This is a genomic window from Solibacillus palustris (assembly GCF_022549215.1).
GTDB classification, from domain to species: Bacteria; Bacillota; Bacilli; order Bacillales_A; family Planococcaceae; genus Solibacillus; species Solibacillus daqui.
This window is the reverse complement of the sequence record NZ_JAKZFC010000001.1, coordinates 1,204,670-1,227,834: the sequence shown is the minus strand read 5'-3', so window position 1 is coordinate 1,227,834 and position 23,165 is coordinate 1,204,670. Positions and strand designations below refer to the sequence as shown.

The 23,165-nt window shown below is 38.4% G+C and carries 24 protein-coding genes; 7 read left to right on the top strand and 17 right to left on the bottom strand.

Annotation, left to right across the window (positions count from 1 at the left end; all coding sequences use genetic code 11):
* Positions 1–182: 182 nt before the first annotated feature.
* A complete protein-coding gene (locus LZ480_RS05830; RefSeq protein ID WP_241368437.1) occupies positions 183–2,255 on the bottom strand; it encodes a DNA topoisomerase in 2,073 nt (690 codons plus the stop codon).
* A 195-nt stretch (positions 2,256–2,450) separates the two neighbouring features.
* Between LZ480_RS05830 and LZ480_RS05825 the strand changes: the two genes are divergently transcribed.
* Positions 2,451–2,846, top strand: coding sequence for a glucosamine 6-phosphate synthetase (locus LZ480_RS05825; protein WP_241368436.1), 396 nt, complete (start codon positions 2,451–2,453; stop codon positions 2,844–2,846).
* A gap of 1 nt (position 2,847) precedes the next feature.
* Here LZ480_RS05825 and LZ480_RS05820 read toward each other — a convergent pair whose 3' ends face one another.
* The gene (locus tag LZ480_RS05820; RefSeq protein ID WP_241368435.1) at positions 2,848–3,354 is read right to left on the bottom strand and encodes a sigma factor; all 507 of its coding nucleotides are present in this window, start codon (positions 3,352–3,354) and stop codon (positions 2,848–2,850) included.
* A gap of 515 nt (positions 3,355–3,869) precedes the next feature.
* Between LZ480_RS05820 and proB the strand changes: the two genes are divergently transcribed.
* The 3 genes from proB to LZ480_RS05805 are packed head-to-tail and all read left to right on the top strand — an operon-like array spanning position 3,870 to position 7,130.
* The gene (gene proB, locus LZ480_RS05815) at positions 3,870–4,952 is read left to right on the top strand and encodes a glutamate 5-kinase (protein ID WP_241368434.1); all 1,083 of its coding nucleotides are present in this window, start codon (positions 3,870–3,872) and stop codon (positions 4,950–4,952) included.
* A 13-nt stretch (positions 4,953–4,965) separates the two neighbouring features.
* Positions 4,966–6,219: a glutamate-5-semialdehyde dehydrogenase gene (locus LZ480_RS05810; protein WP_241368433.1), complete on the top strand. Its 1,254-nt coding sequence runs from the start codon at positions 4,966–4,968 to the stop codon at positions 6,217–6,219.
* 23 nt (positions 6,220–6,242) lie between these two features.
* The gene (locus tag LZ480_RS05805; RefSeq protein ID WP_241368432.1) at positions 6,243–7,130 is read left to right on the top strand and encodes a DMT family transporter; all 888 of its coding nucleotides are present in this window, start codon (positions 6,243–6,245) and stop codon (positions 7,128–7,130) included.
* 669 nt (positions 7,131–7,799) lie between these two features.
* Here LZ480_RS05805 and LZ480_RS05800 read toward each other — a convergent pair.
* The 4 genes from LZ480_RS05800 to LZ480_RS05785 form a co-directional block, all read right to left on the bottom strand.
* Positions 7,800–9,014: a hypothetical protein gene (locus tag LZ480_RS05800; protein WP_241368431.1), complete on the bottom strand. Its 1,215-nt coding sequence runs from the start codon at positions 9,012–9,014 to the stop codon at positions 7,800–7,802.
* 233 nt (positions 9,015–9,247) lie between these two features.
* Positions 9,248–10,366, bottom strand: a complete 1,119-nt coding sequence (locus LZ480_RS05795; protein WP_241368430.1) for a conserved virulence factor C family protein — start codon at positions 10,364–10,366, stop codon at positions 9,248–9,250.
* Positions 10,367–10,379: 13 nt separating this feature from the next.
* Positions 10,380–12,266, bottom strand: a complete 1,887-nt coding sequence (locus LZ480_RS05790; protein WP_241368429.1) for an ABC-F family ATP-binding cassette domain-containing protein — start codon at positions 12,264–12,266, stop codon at positions 10,380–10,382.
* Positions 12,263–12,895 carry an HD domain-containing protein gene (locus tag LZ480_RS05785; protein ID WP_241368428.1) on the bottom strand — a complete coding sequence of 211 codons (633 nt, stop codon included), beginning with the start codon at positions 12,893–12,895 and terminating at the stop codon, positions 12,263–12,265. The genes LZ480_RS05790 and LZ480_RS05785 overlap by 4 nt, the downstream gene beginning before the upstream one ends.
* Positions 12,896–13,101: 206 nt before the next feature.
* Here LZ480_RS05785 and LZ480_RS05780 point away from each other — a divergent pair, with 206 nt between their 5' ends.
* Positions 13,102–13,653 carry a hypothetical protein gene (locus LZ480_RS05780; RefSeq protein ID WP_241368427.1) on the top strand — a complete coding sequence of 184 codons (552 nt, stop codon included), beginning with the start codon at positions 13,102–13,104 and terminating at the stop codon, positions 13,651–13,653.
* Between the two features lie 148 nt (positions 13,654–13,801).
* Here the strand turns inward: LZ480_RS05780 and LZ480_RS05775 are convergent, their stop codons facing one another.
* The 6 genes from LZ480_RS05775 to LZ480_RS05750 form a co-directional block, all read right to left on the bottom strand.
* Positions 13,802–14,056 (bottom strand): HPr family phosphocarrier protein, encoded by a 255-nt coding sequence (locus tag LZ480_RS05775; protein ID WP_241368426.1) that lies wholly within the window; start codon positions 14,054–14,056, stop codon positions 13,802–13,804.
* 10 nt (positions 14,057–14,066) lie between these two features.
* Positions 14,067–14,993 carry a transketolase family protein gene (locus LZ480_RS05770; protein ID WP_241368425.1) on the bottom strand — a complete coding sequence of 309 codons (927 nt, stop codon included), beginning with the start codon at positions 14,991–14,993 and terminating at the stop codon, positions 14,067–14,069.
* The gene (locus tag LZ480_RS05765) at positions 14,990–15,820 is read right to left on the bottom strand and encodes a transketolase (RefSeq protein WP_241368424.1); all 831 of its coding nucleotides are present in this window, start codon (positions 15,818–15,820) and stop codon (positions 14,990–14,992) included. Before LZ480_RS05765 ends, LZ480_RS05770 begins: the two co-directional genes overlap by 4 nt.
* A 63-nt stretch (positions 15,821–15,883) precedes the next feature.
* Positions 15,884–17,149: a PTS ascorbate transporter subunit IIC gene (locus tag LZ480_RS05760; RefSeq protein ID WP_241368423.1), complete on the bottom strand. Its 1,266-nt coding sequence runs from the start codon at positions 17,147–17,149 to the stop codon at positions 15,884–15,886.
* 24 nt (positions 17,150–17,173) lie between these two features.
* Positions 17,174–17,434, bottom strand: a complete 261-nt coding sequence (locus tag LZ480_RS05755) for a PTS sugar transporter subunit IIB (RefSeq protein WP_332844020.1) — start codon at positions 17,432–17,434, stop codon at positions 17,174–17,176.
* Between the two features lie 6 nt (positions 17,435–17,440).
* Complete coding sequence (locus tag LZ480_RS05750; RefSeq protein ID WP_241368421.1) at positions 17,441–17,884, bottom strand: PTS sugar transporter subunit IIA; 444 nt, start codon at positions 17,882–17,884, stop codon at positions 17,441–17,443.
* Positions 17,885–18,528: 644 nt separating this feature from the next.
* Here LZ480_RS05750 and LZ480_RS05745 point away from each other — a divergent pair.
* Positions 18,529–18,681, top strand: coding sequence for a hypothetical protein (locus tag LZ480_RS05745; protein ID WP_241368420.1), 153 nt, complete (start codon positions 18,529–18,531; stop codon positions 18,679–18,681).
* A gap of 82 nt (positions 18,682–18,763) precedes the next feature.
* On the opposite strand, the gene LZ480_RS05740 is transcribed toward LZ480_RS05745, so the two are convergent.
* Positions 18,764–20,440 (bottom strand): formate--tetrahydrofolate ligase, encoded by a 1,677-nt coding sequence (locus LZ480_RS05740; protein ID WP_241368419.1) that lies wholly within the window; start codon positions 20,438–20,440, stop codon positions 18,764–18,766.
* 188 nt (positions 20,441–20,628) lie between these two features.
* Between LZ480_RS05740 and LZ480_RS05735 the strand changes: the two genes are divergently transcribed.
* Positions 20,629–20,829: a cold-shock protein gene (locus tag LZ480_RS05735; RefSeq protein ID WP_241368418.1), complete on the top strand. Its 201-nt coding sequence runs from the start codon at positions 20,629–20,631 to the stop codon at positions 20,827–20,829.
* Between the two features lie 42 nt (positions 20,830–20,871).
* Here the strand turns inward: LZ480_RS05735 and LZ480_RS05730 are convergent, their stop codons facing one another.
* The 4 genes from LZ480_RS05730 to LZ480_RS05715 form a co-directional block, all read right to left on the bottom strand.
* Positions 20,872–21,108: a hypothetical protein gene (locus tag LZ480_RS05730; protein WP_241368417.1), complete on the bottom strand. Its 237-nt coding sequence runs from the start codon at positions 21,106–21,108 to the stop codon at positions 20,872–20,874.
* 22 nt (positions 21,109–21,130) lie between these two features.
* Positions 21,131–21,934 carry a VOC family protein gene (locus LZ480_RS05725; RefSeq protein WP_241368416.1) on the bottom strand — a complete coding sequence of 268 codons (804 nt, stop codon included), beginning with the start codon at positions 21,932–21,934 and terminating at the stop codon, positions 21,131–21,133.
* A gap of 3 nt (positions 21,935–21,937) precedes the next feature.
* A complete protein-coding gene (locus tag LZ480_RS05720; RefSeq protein WP_241368415.1) occupies positions 21,938–22,423 on the bottom strand; it encodes a YbaK/EbsC family protein in 486 nt (161 codons plus the stop codon).
* Positions 22,424–22,492: 69 nt separating this feature from the next.
* The gene (locus LZ480_RS05715; RefSeq protein ID WP_241368414.1) at positions 22,493–23,155 is read right to left on the bottom strand and encodes a phosphopantothenoylcysteine decarboxylase domain-containing protein; all 663 of its coding nucleotides are present in this window, start codon (positions 23,153–23,155) and stop codon (positions 22,493–22,495) included.
* Between the last annotated feature and the right edge of the window lie 10 nt (positions 23,156–23,165).

The following is a 23,165-nucleotide window of genomic DNA, read 5'->3' as shown; positions in this document are numbered from 1 at the left end:
GAAATTCATAATCTATTTAGTCAAAATACGAATTTTTTTTACATTTGTCAATATATTATATTGTATTTTTACAAATTGGTGTGATTTTTCGATTGAAATGATGGAATACTAACAATTATTTTCATTAAGGAAAGCAACCACCTCTCAATAGGAAAAATGGTTGCTTTCTAATTTTATTGGAATTATTTCTTCGGTTGTGAAAAGACAAATTGTAGTTGGTCATTTTCGAGCTTCAATTTTGCCTTTCCCTTTTTCCCACTTTTCCAGGTGAAGCGGATTTCGCGTGTTTCTTTACCTGCCAATAGCTTTTTCGCATCATTCACCATAATTTTTGCTTTCATTAACGTTTTCGAAATGAAAAACTTGCAGCCCTTTGTCGTACACTGGTAGCCTTTAAAACCTTCTACAACCTGTCCACCACATTTTTGACATTTGCCAACTACTACAATTTCCTTCTCTGCCACTTCCATGTCAATGGCTTTAAAGCTTTCTGTCGTTGCAACAATATAACGCTGCATCTCCTCATAAAATTGGCGCGAGCTTAGTGTGCCATCCACAATATCCTTCAGTTTTTTGCTCCAAATAGCGGTTAATACAGGCGACACAATATCATGGTGCTTCATGCTTTCAATCACATCAATACCAAACTGTGTTGCTACAATGGATTTCCCATCTCGTACTAGCATACCAATCGCAAATAGCTTTTCTAAAATTTCAGCACGCGTAGCTGATGTCCCAATTCCTTCTGCATCTTTTAAAATTTCTTGAAGTGCCTTATCTTCTACAAAGCGACCCGCATGAAACATCGCATCCAATAATGTACTATCGGTATAACGTGCAGGCGGCTCAGTTACTTTAGAATGGACTTTAGCATCCTTAACCATTCGTTGCTCTCCACTTTGGAGTGCTGGTAATGGTGTTTCTGTTTGTTTCTTTTTATGCGCTTTATATAACACTGTGTAACCTTCATCAACTATGACATTTCCCGATGCTTTAAAATGCTCCCCACCACAAGTGAACACCACTTGTGTTTTATCAATTATATATGGGTCCATAAAAATGGCAAGCAAACGTTTGACGATGAGCTGATAAATTTTATCCTCTTGGGGCGTTAGTTTCTTTTGACCAAGTTTGACTTCAGTAACGGTTATGGCATGATGATCCGTTAACTTCTTGTCATCCACATATTTTTTCGAATATTGGACTTTTTGTATGCGTGCTCGGTCATTTAATATAGAAGATGTTAGCTCAGAATATTGGGGCATCGATTGAATCGCAGTTAAATTACGGTCAATCGTTTTCGCAAAATTTGTAGGTAAATGCTGTGATTCAGTACGAGGGTACGTCACTAGCTTTCGCGTTTCATATAAACTTTGTGCGGCCTTTAGCGTTTCAGCAGATGTCATGCCGTATAAGCGATTGGCTTCCTTTTGTAGCTCAAGTAACGAATGCAGGCTTGGCGCATACATCGTTTTTCGCTCGGTCTTTACGTCTACAACTACTGCCTCAGCTGCCAAGCGCTGCAAAACCTCCTGTGCCTGTTCAAGTGTTGCGATTTTATTTGACTTTGTTTTCGGATCAAACCAAGTTGCCTTGACGTTACCTAAATCAAGTTCAATTTGAAAATATGGCTGCGGCACAAAATTACGAATTTCTAGCTCACGCTGAACGACAATGGCTAATGTTGGTGTCATAACACGCCCCACTTTAATTGTACGTCCGCCTTTTACCGTTGCAGCACGTGTTAAATTCAAACCAACTAGCCAATCAAAAATCATGCGATACATCGCGGCATTGCGCAAATTTTTTATGAGCACATCATTCTCATCAATTAAATTTTCAAGTGACTCTCGAATCGCAGGCTCAGTCGTTTGCGATGTCCAAAAACGCTTTACTGGCAATGTGCAATTCGCTTTTTTGTAAAATGAATAGAAGATATTTTCACCTTCCATCCCTGCATCACACGCATTTATTACGAAATCATAGCGACCTTGCTTTAGCTGGTCAGCAATATTGCGGTAAACACTCCCAGCTGTTTTTTTCACACGGAATTCATATCGCTCAGGCATCATTGGCAGCAAATTTAAATCCCATTTCTTCCATTCCGGCTTATATTCATGCGGCTCTTTCAACTCCACGACATGTCCTACAAAGCTCGCAAAATCTATCGTGTATGGTAAATTCATTTTTTTATATACTTTTTCGATATCACGCATGAGTGAAGGCTTCTCAGCAATGAGCAATGCTTTAGGCATGCAATCCTCCCCCTTATCTACCTTTAGTATAAGTTGAATCACACAATTTGCAAACTAAAACCGAACATACGTATGGCACTACCTTCACCAACATCTATATAAACTTTCAACATGAACGAGAACTTTATTATGTTGATGTAGAAAATATATCCATCCAGATGTTATACTACATATGTACAAAGGGGGAGTTTTTATATGGGGAAATATAAACGAACAATTTTTTGGATTATTCCAATTGCTGTTTTAGGGGTGTTTATTTTCTTTTTTGGACCAAAAAAGCCCGTGACAGATAACGAATATGTTCAATACATACAGGCAGCTCCAGTTGTCGAAAATAGTAACATCACAACTGAAGTTGCCCTCAAAAACTATTGTGAAAAGAGTAAATGGGAGTATTTCCAAACGAAAATGATGGAGCACGTCGTTGAATTTAAAGGTGATTGCAAAGTTAATGACAAAGTTCAATCCGTTAATTTACAATACGTTGTTGAGAAAGGCCAAGCTGATTATCGTGTAGGTGCAATGCTAGTAGCTGGTATTCAACAAACGGAAGAACAACGTAACGCATTTTTAAATACCGTTAATCAATAATTCACAGGATGGGTACTTGCCCATCCTTTTTTTGTATCATTGTCCGAATATTTTTCAGCATTTTACTTCTACGTTTTTTCATCAGCTCGTACGAAATGCCTTCTAGTTTTGCTGCATCACGCATTGAATGGCCTTCATAATAAAGTAGCTCAATCAATCGTTGATGATCTGGGAATAGGTGATAATACCAATCCGGCCGTTCCATTGTAAACGGTAATTGGTCTGAAGCTGTATTGCACAAATATGACAACTTGTCATCCTCTGTAGCTGTTTCATGTTCAGTCACCTTCAAATTACCATTAAATTCGCGAAGAATCGCAAATTTAATCAGCATATAGGCATACATTTCAAAATTTCCTTTTGTTTCATCAAACTCCTTGGCCGCCTTCCAAATGGCTAACCGCCCTATCTGCATATAGTTTTCTTTATCCTGAAATAGTTTGTACTTCGCAATCACACGTAAAATCAAATACTCAAACTCGCCAATGCACTCATCGATTTCTTGCATTATGCTGCATTCCTTTGAGCTGTGCACAACTTGTTATTCCTAGGTAACTCCACCATAAAAATTTCGTGCTACATTGACAAAGTGCAGTTTTTGCAAAATTTTCAATGGAAAACGTTTATTTGAACAATTTCCCCCATCAAAATTGACAAAACATCAAATATTTCATGGAATTGTAGAATTATTATTCACGATACTATTTTTTAAATGATATTGACAAATCCCATTCAATCGGGCATGCTATTAGAAAATAAAGGCTTACTCAAAGAATAGTACGTAGCACTTGGCTAGAAAAGAGAGCACATTCCAGCGGCTGAAAGAATGGCATAGCAAAACCTACCGAACCTACTTCGACATGCTCCTAATAAATTTAGGCGCCGGCTCAGCGTTATGAGATGAAGTGGAATGTTTTTAACATTCAATTTAGGTGGTACCACGGAAGTTACAGCACTTTTCGTCCTATGCATTAGGAGGAAAAGTGCTTTTTTATTGTTTATGATGGAAATGGAGGCAATTTTATGGAACGAAAACGCGTCGTCGTCAAAATTGGTAGCAGTTCTTTAACAAATACAAAAGGTGAAATTGACGAACAAAAATTCACCGATCACGTCGCAGCGCTTGCAAAATTAAAAGGAGCTGGCCATGAAGTCATCTTAGTTTCATCGGGAGCAGTTGCTGCAGGCTTTCGTAAATTAGGTTACTCATCTCGTCCCGTAACAATCAAGGGCAAGCAAGCAGCAGCAGCCGTTGGACAGAGCGTACTTATTCAAGCCTATGCAGACGAATTCGCATGCTATGGCAATATCCCAGCGCAAATCTTATTGACACGCTCTGACTTTAGCGATAAAAAGCGTTATAAAAATGCATACGAAACATTATCTGAGCTACTTGAGCGCTCAATCATTCCAATTATCAATGAAAATGACACAGTATCTGTAGCTGAATTAACATTTGGCGATAATGATATGCTATCGGCTTTAGTGAGTGGTTTAGTCCATGCCGACCAGCTCATTATTTTAACGGATGTCAATGGACTCTACACAGCCAATCCACTAACCAATCCAGATGCACAACGTATTTCACTCATTGAAGAAATTACCGATGAAATGCTTGGCTACGCTAAAGGCTCTGGTTCAAAAGTTGGTACAGGTGGTATGCAGTCAAAACTTGCTGCCGCAAAATTTGCAATGAATGCCGGAGTAGATGTCTTTATCGGTACAGGTTTCGGATCACTTAAATTAATTGAAATTTTAGATAACAATGGTGATGGCACGTATTTCAAACGAAGTGACAAGGCCATTCCCACGAATAAACAATGGGTTACACTTACAGAGGCTTCAGGCAAGCTATTTATCGATGAAGGTGCTGTCAATGCCCTGCAACACGGTGGGAAAAGCCTACTTCCTGCTGGTATATACGCCTTTGAAGGACAATTCAATCGAGGCGATGTTGTCGAAGTATATGACCGTCATACATGTATTGGCCGTGGGGAAGTTTTATATTCAGCAAAAGAACTAGAGCAGGCAATGGGCAAACGTACTGATGAGCTTTCAAACGCACCAATCGAAGTTATCCACCGCAATCATTGGGTGAAAAATTAAGGGGGGAGCAACAATGACAAACGAAGTAATTGAAAAAGGAAAACGCGCAAAAATCGCAAGCTATAAAACAAATATTTGCTCAACAAAACAAAAAAATGATGCATTAAAACACATCGCCACACAATTATTAATGGATTTGAACGAAATTTTAGCTGCCAATGAACTGGATATCATCGCAGGGCAAGAAAACCAGGTAGATTCCTCTACACTAGACCGCCTATTATTAAATATAGAACGCGTACAAGCGATGAGTGACGCCATTTTACAACTGATTGATTTACCAGACCCAGTTGGAGAAGTACTTGAAGACATTACAAAGGAAAACGGCCTACATATTACGAAAAAGCGCGTTCCACTTGGTGTTGTCGGTATGATTTACGAGGCACGTCCAAATGTAACGGTCGATGCTGCTACCCTTTCGTTAAAAACAGGTAATGCCGTTATTTTGCGTGGAAGTTCATCGGCAAAAAATTCGAATATGGCACTTGTTGCCTCGATTCACCGCGCATTAGAAAAAGCAAACTATCCAGTTGATGCCGTGCAATTGATCGAAGATACCAGCCGTGAAACAGCAAAAACATTGTTCACAATGACCGACTATTTAGATGTACTGATTCCGCGTGGTGGAAAAAACTTAATCGATTTAGTAGTACGTGAATCGACAGTTCCCGTTCTTGAAACCGGCGCAGGTAACTGCCATGTCTATTTAGACAATTTCGCTAATGTTGACATGGCTAAAACAATTTTAAAAAATTCAAAAACGCAGCGTCTTTCGGTATGTAATACAACAGAAAGCTTACTAATGCACGAGGACTTCTTCCATTTGCACGGTAAAGCATTCCTACATTATTTACATGGGGAGTTAGGTATTAAAATTTACGGTGACGAACAAGTATGCCGCGCATTGAATGCAGCTTTGCCAGCAAAAGATGAACATTATGCGGAAGAATTTTTAGCATGTACGTTAAGCATTAAGGTTGTCGAAAACGTCTATGAAGCAGTGCATCATATTAATAAATTTGGAACAAATCACTCAGAAGCAATTATTACAGAAGATGTACAAAATGCAGAGGTATTTTTAAATTCAGTTGACGCTGCCGCAGTCTATCACAATGCTTCAACACGCTTTACAGATGGCTTTGAATTTGGCTACGGTGCAGAAATTGGCATCTCTACACAAAAGCTACATGCACGTGGACCAATGGGCTTACCTGCATTAACATCAACGAAATTTTATATTACTGGTAAAGGCCAAATTCGCAACTAAACAGGCAGAAAGTAGGTTGAATGATGAACACCAGCTCCATGATTAAATTGACCCTTTCTATGGCCATCTTTGGTTCAATTGGATTTTTTACAATTCATACAGGACTCCCTGCAATTGAGCTTGTGTTTGTACGTTGTATTTGTGCAACGTTGTTTTTAGGTGGATTATGGTTGCTGACAGGTGGTCATAAAACAGAACAATGGGACAAACGTGAAGTGATTAAAACGTGTATTTGTGGGATTTTCATCGTGCTGAATTGGGTGTTTTTATTTAAAGCTTTTGAAGTGATGTCTATTTCAATCGCAATTTCGATTTACAATTTAGCACCGATTTTCGTCCTCATGCTTGGCTCGGTTTTACTAGCAGAAAAAATGGGGGTACGGTCAATTTTAGCAACGGTTGTTTGCTTCTTAGGTAGCATATTAATTGTTGGTATTGATAACTTCTCAAGTATTTCTCAATTTATGAATTCGGGCTTTGTTTGGGCGTTACTGTCGGCAATTTGCTATGCGCTCACTATGTTTACAAGTAAAACCATTCACGGACTATCTTCATATGCTTTAACGTTTATTCAAACGACGGTCGGAATTGTCATGCTGTTTCCGCTATGTGATTTTACGGTCTTTGACGGCTTAACTACAACAAATTGGCTGTATATTCTTGGCACGGGCTTCATCCATACAGGCTTTGTCTATTATTTGTTTTTTGATAGTATTCGTGATTTACCAACAGTAATTGTATCGGTGCTCGTTTTTGTTGATCCGGTTGTAGCCATTTTACTGGATGCCATTTTACTGAGCTTTAGACCGTCAATGCTACAAATATTAGGTATTGTCCTCATTTTCGGGAGTATTATATATACCGTGTTTTATCCAGACCAAAAAGTTCAAAAAGTACAGCCTGATTCTTAACCCAACACTGAAAAGTATGCCTCCTACAGAAGCATACTCTTCAGTGTTTATTTATTACTGACATTCAGCAAATTTGCTAACAAAAAATGTATTAAGTGAAGTGTTACATATTTTTGTCGGGCAACGGCATGACAGCATTATGGCCACGTGGTACGTGTCCATACTACTGTCTTTAATGCCGCATCCAAGGCCCGCCAAATTAATATGTTACGTTTTAATAAAGCTAAAAGAGTCCAATGTTGCCGCTTGCGCTATCGCGAGGCGGCGGTGCTGAATAAAATATTGCTCTGTTTTATTATTGAAATTTAGATTAAAGGTTTGCTACAGCGATAAATTTAGCTACTTTTATTATTTCAAAATAAAAACATTCTTAGACTAATTTTTATTTTATTTCAATGACAGAGCTAGATTTAGCACATTTGTTCAAGTTCTTTGTAATTTAAACCAATTTTTACTTTATAGTAGAGTGCCGCGAAGTGAAGGGGGTGACTCCTAGAGGATTAAGCGTGTGCGGAAAATCCACTTGTATGTGCCAGCGTAAGAGGCACATACAAGTTAGTTGCAGCCACGCCCTCAGGAAAGCGTCCCCCGTAGCGTAGCAGAACGGATTTTATTAGATAAATGCACTTGGTTCCAAATTTTGTATTGAAAAATGTTCGTTATAAGTTATTACACTTTTACTGACGCAACAAATTGTTCAGCCAAATGAATTTCATCGGCAAACCATATAGGTTTAAAGTTATTTTTGCCACCTAAATAAATTACACAAATTTGAATACTATTATTTTTCTTATGGCTTTCAACAGCATTTTTCCATTCTTCATCCTGTGGTAAATGCTTATAGATCATTTCATTGCATAAAAAATAGATTTTACCATTCTCATTTGGAGATAACTCCAGCTTCAACATCAATAACGCATAATTCAGTGCATTTTTATAATTTATTGGCTCATTTTTAGATTGAAATGGCTGATTCAAATCATAATAACGGTCCATATTAAACATCCCTTTTAACGCAACCATCTCGCGTTCAATGGTTTGAGCAAAGGGAACAATTATGAAATTCTGTTCGTTTTTCTGGATTGATTTTATTAATTGGAGGACAATTGCAGTTTGTATGTTAATATATTCACGCATAGACACATCTTGCTGCACACAAAGAATGTAGGAACAATTTTGGTTGGATTGATTTGTTACAAATTCTGTTTTCTCAATTTTTTCTTTCCAAAAGAGAAGCTCTGCAAAGTGATTAGATTCAATTGATTTCATAAGCATAACAAAATGATTTTCATCAATTGTTTTCCAAATTTCTGGACCTAATATTTGTTCAACCGCGTTTTGCTGCCTTTCAACTTGTACAAGAATATTTTGGAATTCAGTCTTGTATTTGAACAAATGAATATACCACTTATTTTGTATTTCTTTAAATAATCTTTGCTGCAGGATTTCCAATTTTTTATCAATACTATTCATTGATTGAATCGTTTCACTGTGCTCTTGTACTTTCCATAATTTCTCTAGTTGTGATAAATGACCTGATATTAGCTTTTTTACAATAAATAACGCAGTAAAAAATCGCTTCTCGGTGCTATCATATTGTGTAAACACGGAATCTTTGTCCAATCCATTTGCTGCAAAAAAATTTAGTAAAAATAAGCGCCAATTTTTTTTATTAACATCTTCATTATTGATTTTCTCTTCGTAATCTCCGCCAAGTTCTAACAATGTCCAAATGTCATATGTAATTAAGCAAGCATCCTCTTTCGTGAATAGTTGTGAATGATTCATTTTAAAAGAGTCTAAAAGTGATAAAAGCTTTTCCATCCGCTTAGTTTCTAAACTAACTGGATTTTCCAACAATCGCTCATTCTGTAACAACTCCATTAAACCTTCATCTCCTTCATTGTGTCCATTCTGTAAATATATAACAAATATCTCAATAAGTGAATATTTTTCACGGGAACGTCTACAACATTCATTCGACAAATTTCTACATAATTCACTTTCATTTCTTATGCTTTATGGTTAAAAACCCATTAAAAATTAAGTTTATCAAACTCAAAAAAACCTATTAAGCAAGTCTCAACTGCTCAATAGGTTTCAATATTTTCGAACGATTATTTACGGCTTTCCGTCATTTGCTTCCAAACAGAGCCTTTTGCTTCCTCGCCGCCCTCAATACGCGCTAGCGCCATTTTCGCCTGCAATTTCACTTCAAACTCTTTATCGGTACTCGCAACTTTTAAAGCCTCTACCGCTACTTCTGTCCCTACTTCATATAAGTACATTGCCGCACGCCAGCGCACTAGCTTATTTTTATCCGTTAGTGCTGCAATCATTGCAGGTTCAAAGCTTTCTAGACCTAAATCACTCATACAATCCCCTGCTGTTCGGCGCACGGCCGCACTCTTATCATTCAGTGCTTTCGTCAACGCTGGAACGACCGCCTCGTCCTCAATCATTCCTAAATAAACTGTAGCAAGACGACGAATTGACATTTGCTCATCTTCTAACGCTTTTTCTAATAGCGGAATATCCTTCACCTCGGGATCAGGTAGTTGGTCAAGCAGTTGGAAGCGCTGTTGCCAGTCCTCCACTTGCATGTATGCTTCAAGCGTTACTTCTTTACGTTCTTGTGCAGCTGTTACAACTTCGGTATTGACGTTTTCGACGATCGATTCCACACGGTCTTGTGGATATAGCGCGTCCACTTCTTTTAATACTTCCTGTGCCACTTGCTCTTTATCACCATAGCGCACGCCGAAGTCCACCCATTTACGCTCTAAAATGAAGTTGTCCTCTGCCACTTTAAATTGTAGATGCTTAAATGCAATCGTAAAACGGTCGCCTGCGCTAATACGTATTTCTCCTTCACCATCAAATGCTTTAATTTGCAGTGGAATGGCCTTGTACATTTGTACGTGTACATTTACTTCTCCGTAATGCTCGTTAATTTGCTGTTCCTTACCTTCAGTCTCTTCGCCACCAATAGTACGACGAATATCGGCTAAAATATTTTCCCATGCATATTTCGCATTACGTTCAATTGCTAGAAAGTTCGATACGTGATAAATGCCCTTCACACCTTCAACCGCAAAAATCGCTTGTAACTCAGAAGAAGCCTCTCGAATATTGTCTTTTGTATAGTTAAAACTTTTCCCAAATGGTAAGTCTTGATCAATGATAACCTTCATCGAATTTGGACTTGGTGTTGGCTCGATTGATAATATTTTCATATAGTAAGCGCTCCTATCCATTTACAATTTCGTCCAAATAGCTCCAACGCTCAATTAATTGCTCGTATTCGTTATTGTAAGTTTCTAAATCTCCCGTTAATTGCTGAAGCCTTGTAAAATCTGAGCCAGCTGTAGAAATTTCTTCTTCCGTCTGCATGATTTTTTCTTCCATCTTGGCAATGTCATCCGAAATTGTCTCCCATTCCTTTTGCTCTTTGAAGGATAGCTTTTTCTTTTCGGATTTTGGCTTTTCGGCTTTCGTTTTTTCTTGTTTTACTTCTTTTGCGACTTGTTGCTGCTCAATTTCTTTTTTCGCTAGATAGTCTGTGTAAACTTCCAAGCTTTCCGACACACCGCCTTGACCATCTAAAATCCAAAGCTTTTTCGCAATTCGATCTAAGAAGAAACGGTCATGCGAAATTGTAATAACAACGCCTGGGAAATTTTCGATAAAGTCTTCTAATACACCTAGCGTTTCAATATCTAAATCATTCGTCGGCTCGTCTAGTAAAAGCACGTTCGGCTGCTCCATAAGTAAGCGCAGTAAATGTAGACGTTTGCGCTCACCACCTGAAAGCTTACTAATCGGTGTGCCATGTACATTTAATGGGAATAAGAAGCGTTCTAGCATTTGAGATGCAGAAAAACGTTCACCGTTTGCATCGGTAATATCATTCGATGCTTCACGCACATAGTCAATCATACGCGCTTTTTCGTTCATCGCCGGTAATGTCTGCTTAAAGTGTAAACGTTTAACTGTAGAACCTACAACAACTTCGCCTTGATCTGGCTCGATTTCGCCAGCAAGCATGTTTAGTAATGTTGACTTCCCGTAACCGTTCGCGCCGATAATGCCAATTCGGTCCCCTTGCTGTAGTAAAAAGCTGAAATCTTTAATAATTGTGCGATCGCCATAAGTTTTTGTGATGGCATCTGACTCCAACACCTTTTTGCCAAGACGTGATGTAGCTAAGTTCATTTCAAGATCTGTTTGTTCACCTGAACGATCAATGGAATCATCCAATGCCTCAAAGCGCTGAATACGAGCTTTTTGCTTTGTTGTTCGTGCCTTTGCACCGCGGCGAATCCACTGTAATTCAGAACGGTAACGATTGCGTAATTTTGCTTGTGTTGCCGCTTGCATTTCCTCACGAATCGCACGTGCTTCTAAGTAATCTCCGTATGAACCAGTATGGCGGTATAATGTTTGATCCGCTAATTCGTAAATATGCGTTGCCGTTTCATCTAAAAAATATCGGTCATGGGTAATGAAAATCACCGCACCTTTTAAACGCGATACCATTTCTTGTAGCCACTCCGTTGATGCGACGTCTAGATGGTTGGTCGGCTCGTCTAATAAGTAGAGATCTGCTGGTTCAATTAATACTTTTGCAAGAGCCACTCGCTTTTGCTGACCACCTGATAAAGAAGTTACTTCCTTATCAAACATATCAATGCCAAGCTTTGTTAACGCTTGTTTTGCTAATGCGTTGACATCCCATGCATTGTCCGTGTCCATTTGCTGCTGTAGGCGGAACAATTCATTTTGTAGCTTTTCGGACGTTGGGTCATTCGCAAGTGCCGCTACAATATCCTCATACTGGCGGTTTAATTGTAAAATTGGCGAATCCCCGCTGAACACTGCCTGTAATACCGTTACATTTGCTTCAAACTGTGGGTCTTGCTCTAAATAAGCAATACGGTATTTATTTGGGTGGTCAAGCTCAATAGCATCCGCATCTTGTATACCGGCTAAAATGGATAATAGTGTCGATTTCCCTGTGCCATTAATCCCGATTAGACCCGCTCGCTCCCCTTCATAAATGGTAAATTCAATATTTTGAAATAGCGTTTTATCGCCAACTGTTTTTGTTAAATTTGATACGATTAAATGACTCATGAAATCCCGTCTCTTTCTTTTTTAAGCTGCTGTAAAAATTGTACCATAAATGCATGACGCCCTTCAGCCATTTCGCGCCCTTTTTCTGTTACCATTAAACCCTTTAAAAGAAGAAGCTTTTCATAAAAATGGGTAACGCTGGCCGTTGATTTTGTGCGGTACTCTTCTAACGTCATACCATCACGTGCTTCCTCTGCATCATCATACAATTTACGACCCTTTGCCCCACCATAAGCGAATGTACGGGCGATTCCCACCGCACCAATCGCATCCAATCGATCGGCATCCCGCACAATTTTTGATTCAATCGTTGTTGCTGGGAGCTCATTGCCACCGTTAAACGATACTTCAGCAATGACTGTTTGAATGTGCTGGATTTCTTCGTCTGTTAAGTTAAGCGCCTGTAAAATGCGATCCTCATCTTCTTTTGTCTCTGCGTATTTCGAATCGCTCACATCATGTAATAACACCGCTAAACGCACGATTTTTTCGTTTGCTTGCGGCTCTGCTGTTAAAATTGTTAACGCATTTTCATATACTCGTTCGATGTGCTGAAAATCATGGCTTGCGTCCATTTTTTCATAAATCTCTTTTACGAGTGACGCACATTTTGTAATTTGTTCGTTCATTTTATCACCATTTTCATTTGTACTGTTCTCTTCCTTAGTTTACCACGAATCACGAGGGCTCGGGTCTTAAAGCGCACGCAAATGCTCCGAAACGCACATGAACCCCATGTTTCGGTAATGATTTCTATTTATCGAAATATTCCATATATTCGAAACTTTTATCAATTTAATACGTATATAAGGAAATGACTTAAGGGGGAGTTTTGATGTTAAATAAAAAATCAACACGTGCCAAAATTGGTATTATCGCAATTGCTGTTGGATTCATAGGCATTATTTTCGCTATTTTCTTACCGACTATTATGACCGAGACATTACACTTTAGTAAAGACAACATCGTCTTACTGACACCGAAAAACAACTTAATCATTTCACTTACTTCGCTTGTTTTGATCGTTGCTACACTGATCTTACTAGCATTAAAGCATACAAAACTTACGTACAGTCTAGCGACACTCACGATTATTGCAATTATCGGCTTTTGTGGCTGGACGCTAACGAATTATAACGCGATTCAAAACGAAAAAATTATTTTGAAATCCTATAATAATGAGCAAATTTTCAATTGGGCTGACATAGAAGCAGTAATTTACGAATATCATCACGAGCTTCCGTATGGTCAATACATTTTCCAAACTGCGAACGATGAAATCATTATTAACGAAACGGTGAAATTCGGTACAGAGCAAAAACAAAAAATTTACAGCACTGCGCGAAGTATGGATATCGCTTTTATAGAGCGGGAAAGTTCTGAATAATGAAGCGGGTAAAGAAACGAGGTAGCAAGCTTTGAGGTTGGGGATATTTTGCTAAAGCAATATTAGAGCAGTCACGCAATGACAGAATCTTAGGGTTTCTGTCATTGGCGTTGTCCGCTATTTTCAAAACAAGTGCTTTTAAGGAGAGCTATGCAGAGAAAAAATCATCTAACCTTGCAAATAGTTCAGCTTCTGCTGTTTCCTCACCTGTTAAAGCGATCGTTAACTGATCGCCTTTTTTTGCACCTAACGTCATAATATGAATCACGCTTTTGCCATTGATTCGTTTCCCTTCTTTGTCAATTTGCACATGTCCATCAAAATCTTGTACTAGCTGCACAAACTGCGAAGCCGGACGAGCATGTAGCCCTTCTGAAAATGGGATGGTATACGTTTTATTCATACTTGGTTCCTCATTTCACTAATAATTTTTTTATTGCTTCAGCTATACAGTTTGCACTTAAGCCGTTAGCCTCTAATAGTTCTGCATCTGTACCACATCCTGAAAACCCATCCTTTACCCCTATGCGTGTCACATACTTTGGATTTTGTTCACTTAATATTTCTGCTACAATGCCACCTAAGCCACCACGAATATAATGTTCTTCTACCGTTACTACTTGTGTACATAAAGCTGCATGCTCTAATAGTAGCTCCGTGTCAAAGGGCTTAATCGATGGCATATGTAGATGTGTCACCAAGCTCGTTTGAAGTTGCTCCAAAGCAAGCTTCACTTGATAAGTCATCGTCCCTGTGGAGACTACTAGTATAGGCCCTCCATCTGTCAAAACTCTTCCTTTTCCTAGTTGAAACGGCTCTCCACCTAAAAAAGGCGGAATGGTCTCGTCACGTGAAACACGCAAATACATGGGCCCATCTGTTTCGTACATTATTTTCATTGCACTAGATAACTCTTGTGCATCAGCCGGTGCAATGACACTCATATTCGGAATTGTAGAAAACATGGTTAAATCCTCCAACGAGTGGTGCGATTTTCCTGTATTACTAGTTAATAAGCCACTATAGCTACCAATTAGTTTTACATTTGCATTGGTTTGTGCAACACTGACTACAATTTGATCGAATGCTCTCTTCGTTAAAAAGGTTGCAAAACTGCATACCCATGGCTTAACGCCAACATGTGCAAGCCCTGCTGCAACACCTACCATATTTTGTTCTGCAATTCCCATTTGGAAAAATGCAGATTCTTTAACCATCAACACATGATCTAATTTAGTAGAATTCCCTAAATCCCCATCCAATGCAACCACTCTAGAGTCTTGTTGTACAAGCTGCGATAGAACTTGGCCAAATGTATTGCGAAGACTTTCACCTTTCATCTACACTCACCACCTACTTCAAGCTGTAGAAGTGCCTGGTCTAGCTCCTCGTCATTTGGGGCTTTGGAATGCCATAAATAGTTGTTTTCCATAAAGGATACCCCTTTACCTTTTACCGTTTTAGCAATAATAGCTATTGGTTGATTAGTTTGGTTTTGCTTACTTTGCTCAAGCACTTTTTGTAGCGATGCAATACTATGTCCATCAACCTCTTGTACAAGGAAGCCAAAACTTTTAAATTTCTCAGGTAAATGTTGATCAGGCGGAAATACTTGATTCTCTTCATGCCACCCAAATTGCTGTAATCCATTGCAGTCAACAATAACCGTTAAATTGTTTAACTTGTAGCGTGCTGCTATGGAAGCGGCTTCCCACACTTGACCTTCCTGTGACTCACCATCACCAAGGAGTACGAATACATGAAATGATTGTGATAAATATTTTGCACCCATCGCCATTCCAACAGCCGTTGATAGCCCTTGTCCTAAAGAGCCCGTCGACATATCTAAACTTTCAAGCCTCGTCATATCCGGATGTGCCTGCAAACGCGAATTAAAGCTATCAAATGTTTTAAGTTCCTCCATTTCAATTAAGCCACGCTCAGCTAACGTACAATATAGACCAAGTGCTACATGCCCTTTTGATAATACAAAGCGATCACGCATTTCATTTCCATTCAAATTCAGCTTATCAAAATATAAAACTGTCAAAATATCCACCGCAGATAATGAGCCTCCAACATGACCCTGTTTTTTATAATGCGCTGTTTCTATAATTTTGCGACGAATGTTAACTGCGTGGTTTTCAAGTTGTTGAATAGAGATCATCACATTCATCCCCTTTAAAAAATAACCTTCCTCTTTATTCAGAAGAAGGTTAATTTTTTGCTATTAGCCAAATAGGCTAGCTATATACCCAATAATAATTCCTACAATACCAAAATCCGTATCACCGAAAGTTGTATTTGCAAAGCCTAAATCCCCTAATACTGGTAGTAAAAATGCTGGGATGAAACTAATTAAAATACCATTTACAAACCCACCTACTGCCGCACCTACACGACCACCCGTTGCATTTCCAAATACTCCTGCACCTGCACCTGTAAAGAAATGCGGTACTAAACCAGGAATGATTAATGCCATTGACAATCCACCAAGGACCGCCATTGAAACTAATCCTCCTGCAAAACTGAATAAAAATCCTATTAGTACAGCTGTTGGGGCATATGGGAATACGATTGGTACATCTAATGCTGGTTTAGCGCCCGGAACTAACTTATCAGCAATCCCTTTAAACGCTGGGACGATTTCGTTTAAAATCATTCGAACCCCTAATAAAATGATGGACAAACCAGCTGCAAAAGTTAACCCTTGGATAATACTAAACATAATAAAGTTTTGACCTGCAGAATATTCGTTAACAATGTCAGATCCAGCTAAAATTGCGATAATCACAAAGATTGCGATCATTGTTAACGCCGTTGAAAGCAAAGAATCTTTTAAGAAAGCCCATTTATCCGAAATTTTGATATCCTCTGTGGACTTATCTTTATTACCGATTGCTTTCCCAACTAAACCTGCAACAACGTAACCTGCTGTTGAGAAATGCCCCATTGCCACGTCGTCATTACCTGTTATTTGACGCATGAATGGCTGTGCAATCGCTGGCATCACTACCATTAAAAACCCTAAAATAATTGAACCAACAATTACTAACCATGCACCATCAAGCCCTGCTGTACCAAGAACTGCGGACAATAATGCTGCCATGAAAAATGTATGGTGTCCTGTTAAGAATATATACTTCATCGGGGTGAAACGAGCAAAAATAATATTCATAACAAAACCAAATCCCATGATTAATGCTGTTTCTGTTCCAAATAATTTTTGCGCTAAAGCTACTACCGCTTCATTATTTGGAATAACGCCTTGAATATTAAAGCGATCTTCAATGATTCCTCCTAAAGACTCTAAAGAGCCGACAATGACACTTGCACCTGCGCCAAGAATTAAGAAACCAATAATACTTTTCAATGTTCCAGATGTAACTTTAGAAAAATCAGCGCGTTGAGTAACTAAACCAATGAAAACAATAAGACCTACTAATACAGCCGGAATACTTAATATCTCATTCATTAAAAACTCAATAAACGCCATTTTAAATCCTCCAAACAAATTAGATTATTGTAATGCCGCTTCTAACTTTTCACGCACTTCTTTTGTGTCAGCGATGTTTTTAATCGCTACTACCGGAACAGTCCCACCAGCTAGTTGTCGCCCAAATTCTTCATTTGTGAAAATGAAATCTGCTTTTTCACTACCAGCAGTACTAAAATCAGACGTTTGAACATCTGCTTTGATGCCTTTTTCCCTTAATACTTTTTCGATTGTCATTTTTAACATCATTGAAGAGCCAAAGCCCATACCGCATACTGCTAAAATCTTAATTTAACTCACCTCCCCGTTGAACATTTTGTATACTTCATCCACAGAAGTAGATGATAATAATTTGTTCACTAATGCTTCGTCTGCAATAACTTCTGCAATTTTTTGAAGCATCTCAATGTGTAAGTTTTCATCAACTGCTGCTAAACAAATTACAAGTTTAAATGGTTTTTCAGAATCAAATTCCACACTTTTTCTTAGCGTTAATACTGAAATCCCCTGTTCAAGCACCCCATCTTCAGGTCGCGAATGAGGTAATGCTACATTTGGTGCAATTAAAATATATGGTCCTAATTCATGAATATTGCGAATCGTTGCCTCGATATAACTTTCCTGAATTTTTCCTGTATCTATCAAAAGTTGCCCCGCTTTTTTTATTGCATCTTCCCAACTAGCTGCATCTTGCTGGAGCAAAATCGCATCTTTCTCCAATAATTCACGTTGCAAAAAAATCCCCCTTTTTTTAAATCCGCTTAATTAATCCACCATTGAAATTCTTTAGCTACTTGAAAAAACAAAGATCAACATCTCGAAAACTTGAAAAATCATTGCAATATTTGAGGATTTTTATCAATATCCATCTTTCATTTTTTTAAATGGTCTTTATTTACCGGATTAAAAAACAATTAATTATGTGAACATCAGATATTTATCATTAATAATCATCATTTTATCTACTGTCCTTCTTATTATTTAAAGGTATGCAGCTGCACCGAATAACATCCATATTTAAATTTTCCCATTAGCGATATTTGAATTTAGGGATTTATCACCATATTTAACGGATTTCATTTTTTCATAAGTAAAACATCCAATATGCATTTTTGTGTAACTGATTAAACATAATAATTAATGTATGTCTTTATCATTAGTCATAACAATTTCGATTGATCATGCAGCTTACTCAGTTGGATAATAAATTCGAATTTGTTACAAATCCATTCGTCAACAATAAAATACTCGCCAAATAATCATTTTTGTATTATAAATAACTTTTTTGTCGGAATTGTGAACATTTATATTGATTTTTATAAAATCAAGACATATAATAGCAATAAGAAGACATAAAGTAGAAAAAGGGAGTGTTTATTATGAAAGCTATTCAAATACAACAATCACATGTTATGAGTGAAAAAGAACGTAAAGGATTATTAGTAATCTCTCCAATAATAATCGGTTCAGCTGTTTATGGAGCAAGTTGTGCATATGCGGTAGTTACACACTTCTTCGGTTTAATGTTCTAAAAAGGATTTGAATAAATTGACTAATGGTAAAGCATAAAAAAACGTATTCGCGATATTTACACGAATACGTTTTTTTTATTTACTAGAATAACCCAACTGCGCTACCGTCTTCAGCTACGTCCATACGTAAAGCTGCTGGTTGTTTTGGTAAACCTGGCATTGTCATTATGTCGCCAGTTAAGCACACTAAGAATCCTGCACCAAGTTTTGGAATAATTTCGCGAATTGTTACAACAAAATCTGTTGGGCGACCAAGTAAACTTGGTTGATCCGATAATGAATATTGCGTTTTTGCCATACAAATCGGCAAGTTATCCCAGCCATTTTTTTCAATCGTTGTTAATTGTTTTTTCGCCGCGTCTGTTAATATTACGCCTGCGCCACCATACACCTGTTGTACAATTTTTGTTAACTTTTGTTCAACCGTTTCTTGTAGCTCATATAATTGATGGAAATCGTTAGGCTGCTCAATTACTTCTAGCACTTGTTTTGCTAGCTCAATTCCGCCTTTTCCGCCCTCTTCCCACACATTTGTACGCGCGATACGAACTTCATTTGCCTGAGCCCATTCTAATACGAAGGCTATCTCAGCTTCAGTATCTGTAATAAAACGATTTAATGCGATGACAGGCTCCAAACCAAAATTACGTACGTTTGCAACATGCTGCGCTAAGTTGGCAATCCCAACTCTCAATGCCTCTACATTTTGAGCAACTAATTCTGTTTTTGCTACGCCGCCGTGCATTTTAAGTGCACGAATTGTCGCAACAATAACAACAGCGCTCGGTTTAAAGCCTGCTTCACGTGCTTTAATATTTAGGAATTTTTCTGCCCCTAAATCTGAACCAAAACCTGCCTCTGTAATGACGATATCTGCCAATTTACGCGCAGTTTGTGTTGCGATAATGGAGTTACAGCCGTGTGCGATGTTTGCAAATGGGCCACCATGAATTAATGCCGGCGTACCTTCGATTGTTTGTACTAAGTTAGGATTTAATGCTTCCTTTAAAATTAACGTTAACGCACCTTCTACTTGCAAATCGCCAACTGTTACTGGCTGGCGATCATATGTATAGCCAATTAAAATACGTTTTAAGCGTTCCTTTAAGTCCTGAATGCTTGTCGCTAAACAGAAAATCGCCATGATTTCAGACGCAACCGTAATATCGAAGCCATCTTCACGTGGAACACCTTGTAATGGGCCACCTAAACCAACTGTCACATGACGTAATGCGCGGTCGTTTAAATCTAATACACGCTTCCAAATAATACGGCGTGGGTCGATGTTTAGCACATTACCTTGATGAAGATGGTTGTCAATTAATGCTGATAGCGCATTGTTCGCTGTTGTGATCGCATGGAAGTCCCCATTGAAATGAAGATTAATTTGCTCCATTGGCAATACTTGAGCGTAACCACCACCTGTTGCGCCACCTTTTACACCCATTACAGGACCTAATGATGGTTCACGTAAAGCTACCATTACACTTTTATCTAATTGATATAAGGCATCTGCTAAGCCAACTGTTACAGTTGATTTTCCCTCGCCCGCTGGAGTCGGGCTAATTGCTGTAACTAAAATGACTTTGGCATTTGCATCGCCTACTACTTTGCTAGTGTCAATTTTTGCTTTAAAGCGTCCGTATTGCTCCACTGCATCTAACGGAATGCCCGCTTTTTCTGCAATTTCCACTATCGGTTTCATTGTCGCTTCGTTAGCAATTTCAATATCAGTTAAAGGTTTTGTCGTAGTTGTCATGATTTGCCCTACTTTCTATCATAGTTGCTTCTTATTATAGTCTGTTTTGTCTATGTTGATAAACAAAAATCCTATGTTAAATCGACAAATTATTGACATCAATCGCATATTTATTATATAGTTTATTCGTAATATTCTGTAACTTTTCGTTTTCAATTGAATTTTGACAGTATCGGAGGAGATGGCGAATGCACCAAGGCACTGTAAAATGGTTCGACAATGAGAAAGGGTATGGATTTATAGAATGTGACAATGGCGAAGATGTATTCGTACACTTTACTGGCATAAAAGAGGAAGGCTTCCGCACGTTAGATGAAGGACAGGCCGTAGAATTTGAAGTTATTGACGGCGTACGCGGTGCACAAGCTGCGAATGTCATGAAAAAATAAATCAAGCCGTAAACGCGCACAATGGCCGTTTACAGCTTTTTTTTATTTTTCTACTATCACAAAGTCCTTGTTACTTTTTTTATCATTAAAAGTTGCTAATACATTTGTAATTTTACCAATATAGTGGGAAGGCTCATCATTACCATCCTCATAGACAAAAATATCGTAATTTGTGCGATTCGATTTCTTTACAATTACGTTTCCTGTTGCCGTAGTAAAACCTACAAATTGGCTGTTGTTTAATGCTTGTAATGCCTCTTGCTTCGTTAAATTTGCCATAAATATGCTCCTTTAATATGTATTATCGTGTTGTCATTTCATAGGTAGCGCCGTCATACTCAATCGTTTCGCTGACTTTTGCCCCTGTCAACACAAGCTTTTGTATGCCATAACCATGGTCAAGCATATAATTCCATACGCGTCCAACACCTGTAGGACAATGGAATACGAGTTCAATATTCGGTAATCTCACCGTCATACTTTGAACATTGTCTTCAATTTTAGTATGTTTTACTACAGTTGCCTCGCAAAGAGTTGCCATTTGCGTGACCGCGACAAAATTTGGTACGACAAAATGGAGTTCTGCTAATTGTAAGTCCCCAGATTGATGTGTTGCCAGTACCCCATGCTCAGTAAGTAAGCTACGGCGCTGTTCATCATACTCGTCCCACTGAATGAAAAATGGAAATTCGATAGTTGATTTTGGATAACCCACATATAATAATTGCCAACGAACTACCGAACCATCTTCACGTGTTCTTGAATAATGAGTTGGTCCATATACTTCTAGACCTGCTTCTGTAAATTTTTTTGCATCTTGTTCAATAGTTGTAGTTCGAATCGCAAAGCGTTTTAGCCCAACTTGGCGACGATTGGCAAAGCTTGCATGTAAAGAATATTTCTCGCTCGCTGCCTGTTCAAATAAGGCTTCATCAAAAATGCCTATACACTCTATGTAGCTTAAATCAAAATAGCTTAGTGCGTTATATGTACCCCACATTTCGTGTTTACCGCCCATAACGGTGTGAATGCCTTCATTTTGCAAACATTCAACTGCAAACTCTGGCTTTTCTACAAAATGGACAACGTGATCAAATAGATACATTTCCTAGTCCTCCGTCTCATGCCAAGCTTTACAAACGTCAACCCAAGTGCTAGCAACTGTATAACGCTCTAATTCATCACATGTTAGCTCTATCGCAGAATTGGCACTGCCACAAGCCGGAAAAACGGTCGTGAAACGCTTTAACGACACGTCTAAAAATACTGATAAATCATTCGCTAACGCAAATGGACAAACACCACCTACAGGATGCCCCGTTAAGACTGCTACTGTTTCAAAATCGAGCATTTTCGCCTTTAAGCCAAATTGTTGTTTAAATTTACTATTATCAATTTTCGCATCACCTGCCGCAACAACAAGTAATCCCTTATCATCAGAACTATGGAAGGATAATGTTTTGGCAATACGAGCAGGTATAACATTTAGCACATTAGCCGCTTGCTCTACGGTTGCGCTACTTTCGGTAAATTCAAGTACGTCCTGTAATCGTCCTTGCGTATCAAAATACGCCTTTACTGACTGAATCGACATGTCTAACACCTCATTGAAATAAAAAGAATATTCCAATTATACCATAAACTCGCGTCAAATTTAGCTCTCTTATTTTAATAAGCCCATTAGTGCCTTAGCAGCGTCCTCTTTGCCGTCTCTTTTTATAACAGCTCCAGTTTTAGAAATAATCAAATGTGGTTCCGTCGCACCGTATAATGATTTTGAACTGTTCGCAACCATATAATCTGCGTTAGCTACTTGCATTCGCGTTGTAGCACGGTCGATTAAAAATTGTTCATCTTCCGTCGCTTCTAATTTAAAGCCGATTAGTGCAGTATTCGGTGCCCAATTTTTCACTTGCGCTAAAATTTTCGGCGCCTTTTTAAAGTGAATAATCGGTGGCTCATCAGATGGCATTTTTCCTTTTTCCGTCAGCTCATTCCCTGATTGGTCAAACACTTTGTCGATTATCCAATCAGAGCCAGCGACTGCCATAATGACATAGTCAATGTGCTCCGTTTCGACAATTTGCTTTAATGTTTGCCCTAACTCCTCAATTCCTTCATACTTTACAAGTCGCATTTGGTCCTTATGCTCTGGCAATTGTGTGAAAATCCCGTGCATATAGATGACTTCTGCATTTTTTGCATAAGCCTCCTCTGCTAAATAGCAGCCCATAGTTCCTTTCGATAAATTCGTATGGCCACGCACATTATCCCACTTTTCAAATGTGCCCCCACTAGTAATTAATATCTTTTTCCCTGATAACATTCGTATCCCC